General features: G+C 70.2%; 11 protein-coding genes. All 11 read right to left on the bottom strand.

The genetic code is table 11. The features are described 5' to 3' along the window. Positions 1-20: 20 nt before the first annotated feature. A complete protein-coding gene (locus EV375_RS10760; RefSeq protein WP_130299246.1) occupies positions 21-920 on the bottom strand; it encodes a helix-turn-helix domain-containing GNAT family N-acetyltransferase in 900 nt (299 codons plus the stop codon). Positions 921-993: 73 nt separating this feature from the next. Further along, positions 994-2571: a glutamate--tRNA ligase gene (gene gltX / locus EV375_RS10765; RefSeq protein ID WP_130299247.1), complete on the bottom strand. Its 1578-nt coding sequence runs from the start codon at positions 2569-2571 to the stop codon at positions 994-996. Continuing rightward, positions 2564-3346 (bottom strand): fumarylacetoacetate hydrolase family protein, encoded by a 783-nt coding sequence (locus EV375_RS10770; RefSeq protein ID WP_130299248.1) that lies wholly within the window; start codon positions 3344-3346, stop codon positions 2564-2566. The genes gltX and EV375_RS10770 overlap by 8 nt, the downstream gene beginning before the upstream one ends. A 264-nt stretch (positions 3347-3610) precedes the next feature. After that, positions 3611-4195 carry a GTP-binding protein gene (locus EV375_RS10775; RefSeq protein ID WP_028435360.1) on the bottom strand — a complete coding sequence of 195 codons (585 nt, stop codon included), beginning with the start codon at positions 4193-4195 and terminating at the stop codon, positions 3611-3613. Continuing rightward, positions 4176-4841 carry a DUF742 domain-containing protein gene (locus EV375_RS10780; RefSeq protein WP_130299249.1) on the bottom strand — a complete coding sequence of 222 codons (666 nt, stop codon included), beginning with the start codon at positions 4839-4841 and terminating at the stop codon, positions 4176-4178. The genes EV375_RS10775 and EV375_RS10780 overlap by 20 nt, the downstream gene beginning before the upstream one ends. Before the next feature lie 136 nt (positions 4842-4977). Beyond that, a complete protein-coding gene (locus tag EV375_RS10785; RefSeq protein ID WP_037975732.1) occupies positions 4978-5391 on the bottom strand; it encodes a roadblock/LC7 domain-containing protein in 414 nt (137 codons plus the stop codon). Between the two features lie 10 nt (positions 5392-5401). Then, positions 5402-8548, bottom strand: a complete 3147-nt coding sequence (locus EV375_RS10790; RefSeq protein WP_130299250.1) for a nitrate- and nitrite sensing domain-containing protein — start codon at positions 8546-8548, stop codon at positions 5402-5404. Between the two features lie 373 nt (positions 8549-8921). Next, complete coding sequence (locus EV375_RS10795; RefSeq protein WP_425508060.1) at positions 8922-9542, bottom strand: GTP-binding protein; 621 nt, start codon at positions 9540-9542, stop codon at positions 8922-8924. Further along, positions 9523-9933: a DUF742 domain-containing protein gene (locus EV375_RS10800; protein ID WP_028435355.1), complete on the bottom strand. Its 411-nt coding sequence runs from the start codon at positions 9931-9933 to the stop codon at positions 9523-9525. The genes EV375_RS10795 and EV375_RS10800 overlap by 20 nt, the downstream gene beginning before the upstream one ends. A 73-nt stretch (positions 9934-10006) precedes the next feature. After that, on the bottom strand, positions 10007-10420 hold the full coding sequence (locus EV375_RS10805; protein WP_028435354.1) for a roadblock/LC7 domain-containing protein: 414 nt from the start codon (positions 10418-10420) through the stop codon (positions 10007-10009). Positions 10421-10429: 9 nt separating this feature from the next. After that, positions 10430-13999, bottom strand: a complete 3570-nt coding sequence (locus EV375_RS10810; protein WP_130299251.1) for a nitrate- and nitrite sensing domain-containing protein — start codon at positions 13997-13999, stop codon at positions 10430-10432. Positions 14000-14113: the final 114 nt, after the last annotated feature.

A 14113-nucleotide genomic window follows, 5' to 3' on the forward strand; every position in this document is an offset into this window, starting at 1 on the left:
GAACCGGGCCCCAGGGGCGTTCACTCCGGACGCGGTGCGGCGACGCTCTTCTCGAACCAGTGGTGCGCGTACGGCTCGTCGTTGAAGGCAGGGACCTCGTCGAAGCCGAAGGAGCGGTACAGGCCGATCGCGGCGGTCAGCGCCTTGTTGGTGTCCAGGCGCAGCGTGGCGGAGCCGTGCCGCGCGGCGCGCGCCTCCAGCTCGGTCAGGAAGCGGCGGGCCAGGCCGAGACCGCGGGCCCGGGGGGCGACCCACATGCGCTTGATCTCGGCCGGCGCACCGGCGGGAAGCTTCAGGCCGGCGCAGCCGACGGGCTCGCCCTGGAGCCGGGCGACGAGGAACAGGCCGCTCGGGGGCCGGAGTTCACCGGCGTCGGGCAGCAGGCTCCGTGCCGGGTCGAAGCCGGTGTCGAAGCGTTCCTGGAGCTCCGTGAAGTAGGCCCGCAGGCAGTGCTGGGCGTCGGGGTGGTCCGGGTCGACGGTGTCCAGGGTGACCGTTCCGGCGGTCAGCAGCCGGTCGACCTCGGCCATGGCCTCGACCAGGCGTGCACGCTGCGCGCTGTTGAGCGGCTCCAGCATGGAGCCGGCCAGTTCGTCGCTGCGGCCGTCCAGCACGGCGCGTTCCGCGCGGCCGGTGTCGGTGAGCCGGACGGTGCGCACCCGCCTGTCCCGGGGCTGCGGCTCCACCGTCACCAGCCCGGCGGCCTCCAGGGAGCGCAGGAGCCGGCTGATGTAGCCGGAGTCGAGGCCGAGGCGTTCGCGAAGCCGCCGTACGTCCTGCCCCTTCTCGCCGATCTCCCAGAGCAGCCGGGCCTCGCCGACGGGCCTGTCGCGGCCCAGGTAGTGGTCGCAGAGCACGCCCACGCGCTCGGTCACTGTGCGGTTGAACCGCCGCACCTGGTCGATCTGCACATCAGCCATTCTCTGACTCTAGTCAGAGAATGACTTCCGGGCCAGGGGCGGCGGTCCGTCGTCACACATCGGATCGCGGGGTTCAGCCCTCCTGCCGGGCCGCCACCTTCTCCAGCGCCGCGTCCACGCGGGCCAGCGTGCGCTCGCGGCCCAGGACTTCGAGCGACTCGAAGAGCGGCAGGCCCACCGTGCGGCCCGTGACCGCGACGCGCACCGGAGCCTGGGCCTTGCCGAGCTTGAGGCCGTGCTCCTCGCCCGCCGCCAGCACCGCGTCCTTGAGGGCCTCGGCCTTCCAGTCGGCGCCGGCGAGCTTGGTGCGGGCGGTGCGCAGCACGTCCTCGGCGCCCGGCTTCATCGCCTTCGTCCAGGACGCCTCGTCCCAGGCGGGCTCGTCCAGGAAGAGGAAGTCGACGTTGGCGGTGATGTCGGAGAGGACCGTCAGCCGCGTCTGCGCGAGGGGGGCCAGCTCCTCGAAGGCGGCCCTGTCGAACGACTCCTCGCGCCACGGAGCGTACGGGGCGTGCAGCCAGGGCTCGCAGGCCGCGACGAAGTCCCCGGGCGGCATCTCACGCAGGTGCGTGGCGTTGATGGCCTCGCACTTCTTCAGGTCGAAGCGGGCCGGGTTGGCGTTGACGTCGGAGATCTCGAATGCGGCGATCATCTCGTCGAGCGAGAAGATGTCGCGGTCCTCGGCGATCGACCAGCCCAGCAGCGCAAGGTAATTGAGCAGCCCCTGGGGCAGGAACCCGCGCTCGCGGTAGAGGTTGAGGGAGGCCTGCGGGTCGCGCTTGGAGAGCTTCTTGTTGCCCTCGCCCATCACGTACGGGAGATGACCGAAGGCCGGAATCGTGCCGGCGCCGACGCCGAGCTGCGCCAGGGCCCGGTAGAGGGCGATCTGGCGCGGGGTGGAGGAGAGCAGGTCCTCGCCGCGCAGCACGTGCGTGATCTCCATCAGCGCGTCGTCGACGGGGTTGACCAGCGTGTAGAGCGGCGCTCCGTTGGCGCGCACGATGCCGTAGTCCGTGACGTTCTCGGGCGAGAACGTCAGCTCTCCGCGGACCAGGTCGGTGAACGTGATCGGCTCGTCCGGCATGCGGAAGCGGACGATGTGCGTGCGTCCTTCGGCCTCGTACGCGGCGATCTGCTCCGCGGTCAGTTCGCGGCACTTGCCGTCGTAGCCGGAGGGCCTGCCGGCCTTGCGGGCGGCCTCACGGCGCACCTCCAGCTCCTCGGCGGTGCAGTAGCAGGGGTAGGCGAAGCCCTCCTCCTGGAGCCTGGCCGCGATGTCGGCGTAGATCTCGGTGCGCTGCGACTGGCGGTAGGGGCCGTGCGGGCCTCCCCCTGGGCCTGCGGCCCGGGCGGTACCCCCAGGGCCGCCGGAGGCGGCGTCGAACGCCGTGGGTCCCTCGTCCCAGTCGAGGCCGAGCCAGCGCATGGAGTCCAGCAGTTGCTCGTAGGACTCCTCCGTGTCGCGGGCGGCGTCGGTGTCCTCGATGCGGAAGACGAGCGTGCCGCCGTGGTGCCGGGCGAACGCCCAGTTGAACAGGGCGGTCCGGATGAGGCCGACGTGGGGGTTGCCCGTCGGTGAGGGGCAGAACCGTACGCGTACGTCCTTCGTGACGGCCGTGGACGGGGATGCGGGCGCGGTCGCCTCAGTCACGCTTGACCACCTTGTTGGTGAGAGTGCCGATGCCTTCGATGGTGACGGCGACCTCGTCGCCGACGACGAGCGGGCCGACGCCCGCCGGGGTTCCGGTGAGGATGACGTCACCCGGCAGCAGCGTCATGGCCTCCGTGATGTGGACGACCAGGTCCTCGACAGAGCGGACCATCTCGCTCGTGCGCCCGAGCTGGCGCTGCTCGCCGTTGACTGTGCACATCACGCCGAGGTCGGAGGCGTCCAGCTCGGTTTCGACCCACGGGCCGAGCGGACAGGAGGTGTCGAAGCCCTTGGCCCGGGCCCACTGCGACTCGGCGCGCTGGACGTCGCGGGCGGTGATGTCGTTGCCGCAGGTGTAGCCGAGGATCACGTCCTTGACGCGCTCACGGGGCACGTCTTTGCACAACCGGCCGATGACGACGGCCAGTTCGGCCTCGTAGTGCACCTCGGACGAGAAGGAGGGATAGGTCACCGGGTCGTGCGGGCCGCACACGGATGTGGACGGCTTGAAGAAGACGACCGGAGAGTCGGGGACCTCGTTGCCCAACTCCTTGGCGTGCTCGGCGTAGTTGCGGCCGATGGCGACGACCTTGTTGGGCAGCACGGGCGGCAGCAGCCGGACCTTGTCCAGGGGGATCTTCTGGCCCGAGCGCTCGAACTCCGCGAAGGGGTGGCCCTTGATGATGTCGAGTACGGGGCCGCCTTCGGTCTGCGCGTCCCCTTCCACGACACCGAAGGCGACGTTGCCGTCGAGGGAGAATCTTGCGATGCGCACGGGTTCGGGCTGCCCTTCAGACGTGGCCGGACGGGGTGACGACGCTCCAGCGTATTCCACGCGGCCGGGTGGGCCGCGCCCCCACCCTCCCCGCCGCCGCTTCGCCGGCCCGTGCGCGGCCGCGCACGGGCACCGTCACGCGCGACCGGTGCGCGTGCGGTCCTGGCGGCCGGGGATACGTGCGCGACGGTGCAGACGACGAGAGCCGGACCACAGGTCCGGCTCTTCGTCGTTCGGAGCGGCCTCCCGGCCGCACCCGGGCGCCTAACGCAGGCGCGCCATCAGCGCGTGCTCGACCAGCGTGATCAGCGCGCTCTTCGCGTCCGCGCGGTGACGGGCGTCCGTGGTGATGATCGGGGCGTCGGGCCCGATCTGCAGGGCCTCGCGCACCTCCTCCGGCGTGTAGGGCTGATGCCCGTCGAAGCCGTTCAGCGCGATCACGAACGGAAGGCCGGAGTTCTCGAAGTAGTCCACGGCGGGAAAGCAGTCCGCGAGACGGCGCGTGTCGACGAGGACGACGGCACCGATTGCACCGCGCACCAGGTCGTCCCACATGAACCAGAAGCGGTCCTGCCCGGGTGTACCGAAGAGGTACAGGATCAGGTCCTGGTCCAGGGTGATGCGGCCGAAGTCCATGGCCACCGTGGTGGTGGTCTTGTCCGCGGTGTGCGACAGGTCGTCGATACCCGCCGACGCCGAAGTCATCACGGCCTCGGTGCGCAGCGGATTGATCTCCGACACGGCACCGACGAACGTCGTCTTGCCCACACCGAATCCGCCAGCAACCACGATCTTCGCGGAAGTGGTGGAACGGGCAGCAGCGCCGCCGCTAGAGCTTCCGAAGTCCACTGAGCACCCTTTCGAGCAGTGTCACGTCTGGCTGGCCGTCGGAGTTGGTGTCGTCGCCGCCCGGCTGGTGGATGGCGACAAGACCCGCTTCGGCCAGGTCGGCGACGAGGATACGGGCGACGCCGAGGGGAATGGTGAGAAGTGCGGAGATCTCAGCTACCGATTTGATCTCGTAGCACAGGCGGCAGATCCGCTGGTGCTCGGGCAACTGCCCCTGCAGCCTGGCGGGTTCGGCCGAGGTGTGCACCAGCGCCTCGATGGCGAGCTGGTAGCGGGGACGGGTCCGTCCACCCGTCATGGCGTACGGGCGCACCAGCGGCTGCTGCTCACTGCGGCCACCCTGGTAGGCCTGGTCCTTGCGCGGCTGCGGCTGCACCGGCTGGATGCGGGGCGGCGGCGCCTGTTCGAACTGGCGCCGCTCGAATTCGCGGTCGTAGCGCGACGAGTCGTACGCCCCGTCCTCGTACCGCGAGGTCTGGCGGCGCCGCGGACCCGGCGGTTGCTGGGCCGGCCCCTGCGTCTCGTCGCCGGGCTGCCCGCCGGCGGCATGCCTGCTGGGTGCGGAGGGGAAGTTGAAGCGCTTGAGGCGCTCGTTCTCACCATGACCGCTGCCGTACGAGGACGGACCGCCTGGGGGCAATGTCATGTTTCCTCCTCCGACTCACGGATGTGCGGGCCACACATTGTTCCGTCCTGCTTCAGCACCACCTTCAGCGGCACCGCACTCAACGCACCTTATGGCGCCTGGGCGCAACGCGCACTGCCTGTCTGCCGGTTGGGAACTAGTTCAGCAGGCTTCCTTGCAGTTCAGCGCGGAGGTCGGGTGTGAGAACCGTGCCTGCGCGGTCGACGAGAAGTGCCATTTCGTAGCCGACAAGTCCGATGTCGGCCTCGGGATGTGCGAGAACCGCGAGCGCCGAGCCGTCGGAAATGGACATGATGAAGAGAAATCCTCGCTCCATCTCCACAACCGTCTGGTTAACGCTGCCGCCCTCGAAGATGCGGGAGGCTCCGGCGGTGAGTGAGGTAAGCCCGGACGCGACCGCCGCCAACTGATCGGCGCGGTCACGCGGGAAGCCCTCGGACATCGCGAGCAGAAGTCCGTCCGCAGAGACCACCACTGTGTGGGAAACACCCGGGGTGCTGTCCACGAAGTTGGTGATCAACCAGTTCAGGTTCTGCGCCGCCTGGCTCATCGGGCTCACACTAACGCTCCTGATCGTAGGTGCTGCCGGGGCCGAAGCCCTGTTGGTCATTCCGGGAGGCATCACCCGCGCCGCGCCCTCGGCGTACGCCGCGGTGGAGGTTGCTCAGCCTGCCGCGGACGTCCTCGGGTGCGCGGGAGACCATGGGACCTCCCTGCGGGTTCGCATCGGCGGTGCCCGCGACCAGGTTGGCCCTGGGCACCCGCCGGGGAAGGCCGGATGCGGTGAGACCACTGGACTGCGGGTCACGCAGCCGGCCTGCCCGGCTCCAGCGCTCGTCGTTGGCGTTGCGCCAATCCTCGGAAGGTTCCGGTTGAGGCTGGTGCTGCTGGTGTTGCTCTTCCGGTCCCGCCTCTTGCCGTGATCGCCCCGCCTCCCGGCGCGGCAAGCCTGCGCCGGTTGTGGTGCGATAACTGCTCGGGGCAGGGCCCGGACGGTCGAAGCCTACGCGGTCCCGGCCATTCTCGTGAACGCCCGAACGTGATTCCGCTTCCGCTCCCTGGGAAGGGTAGGCGGTGCCCCGGGGCGGCAACTGCTCGGGTCCACCGGCCAGTTGGGGCCCGTCCGTCGGCCGTGACTCGTCGAACGGCGACGGCGACTGTGAGAAGAACCCGGAGCCCCCTCCGCGCTGCTCCCACTCACGAGGCCGCTCCAGGGGCTCCTGAGGGGCCTGCCACTGCTCCCCCGCCTCCTGGCGGTGCTCACGCGGCTCCTGCCACTGCTGGGGCGCCGGCCCCTGCGGCGGCTGCTCCTGCTGCTCCCGGAAGTTCTGCGGCTGCGGTGTCTCCTCGCGCGGACCCTCCCACTCCGGGGCGCCCTGGCGGTTCTCCAGCGCCTTGCGGCGCCCGTCCCGCAGCGGCGCGTTTGCGTCCCGGTCCAGGGGACCGAGCGAGGAGAGGTCGTCGGGCACCTTGTAGCGGCCGTCGTCGAAGCCGAGTTCCCCCGCGGCGCGGGAGGAGGGCAGCCCGCGCCCGTCCGGCCCGGAACCGGGCGGAGAGGGCTGTTCCGGCATGATCCGGGAGACCGTGAAGTCCTCGTAGCCCTCTTCCTCGCCGCCGCCTCCGCGTGTGATGGCTTCGGGCAGCATCACCAGGCACGTCGTGCCCAGCTGCTCACCCGAGGGCCGGAGCTGGACGCGGATGCCGTGCCGGTCGGCGAGGCGGCCGACCACGAACAGGCCCATGCGGCGGGCGAGGCTGGCGTCCACGGTGGGCGGATTGGCCAGCTTGTGATTGATCTCCGCGAAGTCCTCCCCGGTCAGGCCCACTCCCTTGTCGTGGATCTCGACCACGACGCGGTCGTCGGGCAGCCGCGTCGCGTTGACGTCGACCCTCGTCTGCGGCGAGGAGAACGACGTGGCGTTCTCCAGCAGCTCGGCGAGAAGGTGCACGAGGTCGTTCACGACCTGGCCGTGGATCTCGATCTCGGGGATGCCGGAGAGCTCGATGCGCTCGTAGTGCTCCACCTCGGACGAGGCTGCGCGCAGGATGTCCACGAGCGGCACCGGCTCGTTCCAGCTGCGGCCGGGCTCCTCACCGGCGAGGACGAGGAGGTTCTCACCGTTGCGCCGCATGCGGGTCGCGAGGTGGTCCAGGCGGAAGAGGCTCTCCAGCTGGTCCGGGTCGGCCTCGTTGTTCTCCAGGTCGGAGATCAGGCCGAGTTGGCGTTCGATGAGGCCCTGGTTGCGGCTGGAGAGGTTGGTGAAGATCGCATTGACGTTGCCGCGCAGCAGTGCCTGTTCGGCGGCGAGGCGCACCGCCTCGCGGTGCACCTGGTCGAAGGCGCGGGCGACTTCGCCGATCTCGTCGGTGCTGTCGATCGGGATGGGCTCGACGCGGGTGTCGACGCGGCCGGGGTCCGTCCGCGAGAGCTGGTCGACGAGCATCGGCAGCCGCTGCTGGGCGACGTCGAAGGCGGCGTTGCGCAGATTGCCCATGCTGCGGCTCATCGAGCGGGCCATCATGCCGGCCAGGAAGAACGCGACCAGCAGCGCGACCAGCACGATCACCGCGTTGACCAGGGCGTCGCGAGCGGCGTCGTCGGAGATCTGGCGGGTCTCGCCCACGGCGCGCTCCGTCAGCTCCTTCTCGACGGCGCGGTAGGCGTCGAACTTGGCGGTGGTCGTCGCGAACCAGCTCTCCGGGGTGACGCCCTTGGACGCCAGAGCCCGCTTGCCGGCGCCCGAGACGATCATCGGGATCGCCTTCTGCGTCGACGGCGGCGGCACGAAGTCCCTGCCGGCGGCGATCGCCTTGGCCCGGGCCTCGGCCACGCGCTCCTTGCCCTTCGCGGAGGCCTTGGCGGTCTCCCGCTTCAGGAGGTCCACGTCCTCGGGGCGGCCGCCGCCGACGTACTCCTCCATGGCGATCCGCTCCAGGTAGGCGTACGAAGTCAGGCCCGTGTACTGCCGCTTCACGTCCGCCTTGCCGGGACCGGGCCGCACCAGCAGGTGCATGCCTATGGAGCGCTCCAGGGACTGGGCGGCCTTGCCCAGCGAGACGGAGTAGACGGTACGGCCGTAGGAGGTGATGTTGCCGGTGCCGAAGCCGAGTTCGTTGGCGAACTCCATCAGCGGGTGCTGGACGGCGACGTAGCCCTCCTCGGTCTCCACGCCGCCCAGCCGCTCGCTGTAGGCGGCGGTACGCAGCGCGCCCAGCTTGGGCTCCACCTTGCGGAAGACGGCGAGACGGCGCTCGAGGCCGGGCTTGTCGGGCATCCGGGACGCGGCCTGGTCGAAGTCCTTCTTGGCACGGTCGGTGACCGTGCGGGCCCGCTCCACTGCCGGATCGTTACGCCGCCCCGCGAGCAGGGGTTCGGCGGTGCGGTCGCGCTCGTCGATGAGGGCGTTGCCGTACGTGGCGGCGGCTCGCACGAGTTCGGCCGTGCGCTCGGCGTCCCTCGCCTCGTTCCAGGTGTCCACGGAGTCGCTCACGCGGAAGCCGCCGAAGACGAGGCCGACGAGTACGGGGATCAGGAGGATGGCGTACAGCCTCGTCCTCACGCGCCAGTTGCGCACGGCCAGGCGGCTGCCCGAACGGCCCGTACCGCCGGGAAGGCCGGATGTCACCGAACTCCGCGACGGCGGGGTGAAGTTACCCCTGGACCCCTCCCGGGTTCCGGTCGCAGCGCCCGTCTTGCTTCGCCTCACGCGACTCCTCACCTCTTGACCCTCGGTGTCCGTGTCCGACGTCCATGGGTCGGCGACGTGCCAACTCGTTACTGCTGAGTTCAGCGCATTTCAGCACGTCAGGGCCGAGTCCACCAAACACCTGCGCGGGGGCCCCGGCGAGAGTCAACAGGCCCCGCAAACCGGGCACATGGGGGCAAGGAGGGCAAATGGACCGGATTTTGTGAGCAGAGTGAAGCCTTGCGCTCGCCAGCCGTGTTCACGGCGGCGTAATTCACTGTCGAAACGTTATGAACATGAAGGAGTTCATGGCGAACAACACAGCCGGGCGGAGGAGCCCCTGCCCGGCTGTGTGATCAACTCGCCGTACCACGCGTCGAGTTGACTGCGCGTCTCACTTCAGCCGGGCGAGCAGGGCGTGCTCGACCAGCGTGATCAGGGCACTCTTCGCCTCGGCACGGTGCCTGGCGTCGGTGACGATGATGGGAGCGTCCGGGCCGATCTGCAGGGCCTCGCGGACCTCTTCGGGTGTGTAGGGCTGATGCCCGTCGAAACCGTTCAGCGCGATGATGAACGGCAGGCCCGAGTTCTCGAAGTAGTCCACTGCCGGGAAGCAGTCCGCCAGGCGGCGGGTGTCCACCAGGACGACCGCGCCGATCGCGCCGCGGACCAAGTCGTCCCACATGAACCAGAAACGATCCTGCCCGGGCGTACCGAAGAGGTACAGGATCAGGTCGTCGTCGAGCGTGATGCGGCCGAAGTCCATGGCCACCGTTGTGGTGGTCTTGCCTCCGGTGTGGGTCAGATCGTCGATCCCGGCGGACGCGGACGTCATGACCGCTTCGGTACGGAGGGGATTGATCTCGGAGACCGCGCCCACGAAAGTCGTCTTGCCCACGCCGAAGCCGCCGGCCACCACGATCTTCGCGGAGGTCGTCGAACGGCCGGGCGTCGGGGCTCCGGCTCCGTAACCCACCATCTGGCCCGTCTGCGGGCTAGAGCTTGCGAAGTCCACTGAGCACCCTTTCGAGCAACGTCACATCTGGCGCGCCGCCGGGCTCGGAGCCACCGCCGGGCTGGTGGATGGCCACCATTCCGGCCTCGGCGAGATCGGCGACCAGGATCCGGGCCACACCCAGCGGTATCGCCAGCAGGGCCGATACCTCCGCGACCGACTTGACCTCCCGGCACAGATGACAGATGCGCTGGTGTTCCGGGAGAAGACCCTGAAGCTGAACCGGGTCGGCGCTCGTGCTCACCAGCGCTTCGATGGCGAGCTGATAGCGCGGCCGGGTTCGGCCGCCCGTCATCGCATAAGGGCGCACCAGCGGCTGGTCGCCCTCACCTCCGTACGGTGCGTGCTGGTATGGGGCACCGTACGGGCCGGGCGAGGCTGGCGGGGTCATGGCTCCTCCGGGGAAGGCATGAGATCGGGGTCGACTAACGGTCTGAGGTGGCTCATGTCGGGAGGCTTTCGGATCAGTTGAGGATGCTCCCCTGCAGTTCTGCGCGCACGTCAGGGGTGAGGACGGTTCCTGCGCGGTCCACGAGCAGTGCCATCTCGTATCCGATGAGACCGATGTCAGCCTCAGGATGGGCGAGGACCGCCAGGGACGAGCCGTCGGAGATGGACATGATGAAGAGGAAGCCTCGTTCCATCTCCACCACGGTCTGGTTGACGGGGCCTCCCTCGAAGATGCGGGAGGCACCCGCGGTAAGTGAGGTCAGCCCGGACGCGACCGCCGCCAACTGATCGGCGCGGTCGCGCGGGAATCCCTCGGACATGGCCAGAAGGAGGCCGTCCGCGGAGACCACCACCGTGTGCGACACACCTGGGGTGTTGTCCACGAAGTTGGTGATCAACCAGTTCAGATTCTGCGCCGCCTGGCTCATCGGACTCAACTAACGCTCCTGCTGGTAATGGGGGCCTGTGCCGCGGCCGTTCGTTGTACCGGCTTGTCGGCCCTGCTGGATGCCGCGACGGAGGTTCGTCAGCCTGCCGCGGACGTCATCGGGTGCACGCGAGACCTGCGGTCCTGCTTGTGCGGAGGACTGCTGCTGTGCGGTACCCGCGACCAGGTTGGCGCGGGGCACGCGACGCGGCAGACCGGAAGTGGTCACTCCGCCCGCTGCGGGCTGGCGCACCTGCTCCGCGCGGCGCCAGCGCTCGTCGTTGGGCGAAGCGCCCCAGTGGGCACCGGAGTCGGCCGCGTGGTGAACACCGGCGGAGTGCGACGAGTTCGCCGCCGCTCCCTCGGAGCCACGGGCCGCGTGCCGCTGCGGCACCGGCGGCACGGCCGAAGCCGGCTGCCCTGGCCGCGGAACGGGCGCGTGCTGGGACGAGGACCGCTCTGGCTGCGCCGGGGGTTCGGATGGCTCCCGCTGCGGCGGAGGCGGCGAGGACGCGGCACGGAACCAGTTGGACTCGATCGACTCGAAGATCGGCGTCGGGGCGTCGGCCGCGGCCGGCGGCACCGAAGGTATGCCGAAGTCCGGGTCGTACGAGGGGTCCTGGTCGCCCAGCGACTGCTCGCGTCCGGGAGCGGCACCCTGGCCGCCGCTGGACGCGCTGGTGTAGCCGGGGCGGGCGAACTCGCCGGTCTCGCTGGACTCGGACTCGTCGTGACCGCGGGGGCCGTCCTCGGCGGGGCCGGAGGCCGTCGCCCAGCTCGGACGCTGCTGGCTCCAGTCGTCCGGGCGCATGAACTGTGAGGTGTCGCTCGGGCCGCCGGGCTGCGGACGCTCGAACTCACCGGTGTCGGACGGGGACTGCGGGCGCTGGAACTCACCCGTGTCGGACGGGGACTGCGGACGCTGGAACTCACCCGTGTCCGAGGGGGACTGCGGCATGGCGTACTCGCCGCTGGGCTGGTTCTCACGCTCCCAGGGGCCGCCCCAGCCGTCGCGGGGCCGCTCGAACTCGGCGGGCTCCGGGCCTCCCTGGCCACTGTCGCTGCCCGCACCTCCCGGCAGCGCTCCGGCCGGGCCGGGCCGCTGCGGAAGCGGGGGCACCTGGCGGTTCGGCGGGCCCTGGGCGTCCTGGCCCCTGCCGGGACCACTGCTGCCGGGACCGCTGCCGAAGAGGTTGGTCGTCGGAGGGCCGCTGTCGCCCTGGCCGCTGCCCGCGCCCACCGGGACGTCCGAACCGGGCAGTGCGGGACGGGACTCGCCGCCGCCCACCTGACGCGCGGGGGGACCGCCGAGCTTGGCCGGGCCGGCACCGCCGGGGCCGGCGCCCGGCCCGCGCTGCAGCGCCGCGGCGAGCCCCGAGCCCTTGGGCACGCTCGGGCCGTTGCCGCCGGGACCGCCCGCGCCCGCCGGCTTGCCCTTGGACTGCGGGCCCTGGGCGCCGCCCTGGGCCACGTCGACGGGAAGCATGACGAGGGCGGTCGTACCGCCGGAGTCGGACGGGCGCAGCTGGATGCGTATGCCGTGCCGCAGAGAGAGGCGGCCGACCACGAAGAGACCCATGCGGCGCGAGACCGAGACATCGACGGTCGGCGGGCTGGCGAGCCGCTCGTTGATCGCCGAGAGGTCCTCCGGGGAGAGGCCGATGCCGGTGTCGTGTATCTCCACCAGCACACGCCCGTCGGGCAGTGCGTGACCGGTGACCTTGACCTTCGTCTGCGGCGAGGAGAACGACGTGGCGTTCTCCAGCAGCTCGGCGAGGAGGTGCACGAGGTCGTTGACGACCCGGCCCGCAACCTCGGTGGCCGGAACGGAGTTCAGTTCGATCCGCTCGTACTGCTCCACCTCGGAGGCCGCTGCGCGCAGCACGTCGACGAGCGGGACGGGCCTGGTCCAGCGGCGGCCCGGCTCCTCGCCCGCGAGGACGAGGAGGTTCTCACCGTTGCGCCGCATGCGGGTCGCGAGGTGGTCCAGCTTGAAGAGCGAGGAGAGCTGGTCCGGGTCGGCCTCGCGGGACTCCAGCTCGGATATGAGGGAGAGCTGACGCTGGATGAGGCCCTGGCTGCGCCGGCAGAGGTTGGTGAACATCGCGTTGACGTTGCCCCGCAGCAGGGCCTGCTCGCCGGCGAGCCGGACGGCCTCCCGGTGGACGTCGTCGAACGCGGAGGCCACCTTGCCGATCTCGTCCCGGCTGTGGACACCGACCGACTCGACGGAGGTGTCCACATCCTGCGGCTCGGACTCGGACATCTGGCGGACCAGCTCCGGCAGCCGCTTGCGGGCGACGTCCTGGGCCGTGTCCTGGAGGCGGCGCAGCGAGCGCACCATGGAGCGGGCGACGACGAACGCTCCGACGAGGGAGATGCCGAGGACCAGAAGGATCACGGCACCGTTGAGGAACGCCTCGCGCTGGGCGGAGGCACGCAGCTCGCGGGCCTGCTGCTCCATCTGCGAGAGCAGCGTCGACTCGATCTTCCCCATCTCGTCGATCTTCGAGCGGTCCTGGTCGTACCAGTCGGGGTACGAGCGGTTCTCGCTCTTGATGCCGTCGGGGTTGTTCAGCACGCGGTCGCGGTACTTGTCCGCCAGCGTGATGTTCACGACGCCGCCGTCGAGCGGCTTGGTCAGCGCGGAGGCGCGCTCCTCGCCGTAGATCTGGTTGAAGCTGCCGAGCGAGGCGCTCTCGCTCTCGGCGGCCGTCTTCGCGTAGAGCCGGTCGCTCTCGGAGAGTTCGGGGCCGCCCTTGCGGGCGAGGCCGGCGGAGATGATCGCCCGCTGGATGGAGGCGTACTCCTTGGCGGTGGAGAACGACGAGAGAGCACGCGTGCTCTGGATCATCTCGGAGTTGTTCGTCGCCTGCGCCATGTCCTGTGACAGGGCGAGCAGCGAGTCGATGAGCTGGTTGTAGCTGTTGACCGTCTGCGAGACCGACGCCGGGTTGTCGTACGCCCGCTCGCGGATGTTCTTGATCGCCGTCAGCTGCCTGGTGATGTCCAGAACGGTGGACTGGACGCCCGCCATCACCCTGTCACTGCCGTCGATGTCGGCGGTGGCTTCCTTGAACGCCTGGAAGGACTGGTCCGTCTTCTCCCGGGGGCCGACAACGGTGTCGTCCTTGGAGTCCCCGGTGGCGATCAGCGGGCCGGCAGAGCGGTCGCGCTCCTCCTGGAGGGCCGAGGCGAGCTCCGTCGCCTGCTCGGTCATCTCCGTGAGCAGCTTCATGTTGTCGAGCTGGTCGACGTTCCCGAGGGAATCCTGAATCCGCAGGGCACCCAGGGTCGTTGCAGCGACCACGGGCAGCGCGAGGAGCGACACCAGGCGCGTGCTGATCCGCCAGTTGCGCAGGGCGGCTCGCGAACCCGGCCCGGGAGGCGTCCTCAGCCGCTGCTCGTCGCTCTTGTCGCTTTTGACGGCCGGACGGTTGGCCGCCCCGCCGTCCTCGTCGTGCACCGCGGCCGTCGGACCGCTCTGCTGGGCGCGCTGGGGTGAGGATCCGCGGTCCGTCATTCCGCGCGGCTCCGGATCCCCCGCAGCGCTGCCATCCCTCTTGAAACGTCCCTGCACTAGCGTCGCAACCTCTGGACCAGGCGCCCCTCCGCTTGGGACGGCGGGACGGTATCGAGTCGTGGGGGTCCCAAGGCCCCCCTGGCGGTCGTGATTTGACCGGCGCGCGTCCCC

The organism is Streptomyces sp. CNZ301, from assembly GCF_004217425.1.